Origin of the sequence: Streptomyces griseorubiginosus (genome assembly GCF_017614965.1) — a bacterium.
Taxonomy (GTDB): domain Bacteria; phylum Actinomycetota; class Actinomycetes; order Streptomycetales; family Streptomycetaceae; genus Streptomyces; species Streptomyces griseorubiginosus_B.
Map to the genome: position 1 here is coordinate 1 of NZ_WVUG01000711.1, position 634 is coordinate 634.

The 634-nt window shown below is 77.6% G+C and carries 1 protein-coding gene; it reads right to left on the reverse strand.

What is annotated here, in order from left to right; genetic code table 11:
- Positions 1-452: 452 nt before the first annotated feature.
- Positions 453-634 (reverse strand): hypothetical protein (locus GRC12_RS44890; RefSeq protein ID WP_208786145.1); only part of this gene is annotated, 182 nt, incomplete at its 5' end.

The following is a 634-nucleotide window of genomic DNA, read 5'->3' on the forward strand; positions in this document are numbered from 1 at the left end:
GGGCGGTGGGCGCCGCCGGGGCGGGGGGCTTGGAGGCGCCGGTCGCGGACTCGGCAATCTCGGTTGCTGGCTCGGCGGCAGGCGTCACGTCCTCAGCCCCAGGCGCCGACCCTTCCGCCGCGCTCCGGGTGCCGGGCGCCGTCTGACTCACGGAACCGTCGGCCGCCGAGCGGGTACGCCGTGATGCGGCAGTCGATGCAGCCTCCGCGGCGGAGGTCTCGCCGGCCACCCTCTCTGCCTGACTCGCCGAACCTTCGGCCGCCGAGCGCGCACGGCGGGACGCGGCTCCCTCCGACGCGCCCGTCTGGCTCACCGAGCCCTCAGCTGCCGAACGCGCACGCCGCGGCCCCGCCCCCGACGTGCCTGTCGTCTGGCTGACCGAACCTTCAGCCGCCGAACGCGCACGCCGGGACACTGCTCGCTCCGACGCGCCCGTCTGGCTCACCGAGCCCTCAGCCGCCGAACGCGCGCGCCGCGGAGGCGTCCCGGCGGTCGAAGTCTCCGCCGCTGAAGCTCCGGCGGGCGCCTCCGGTGCCGTCTGGCTGGCGGAGCCTTCGGATGCCGAGCGGGTTCGGCGGGCCGGGCGGTCGGCTGCGGTGCGGGCCGGGCGGTCTGGGGCGGTTCGGTCCGCTGC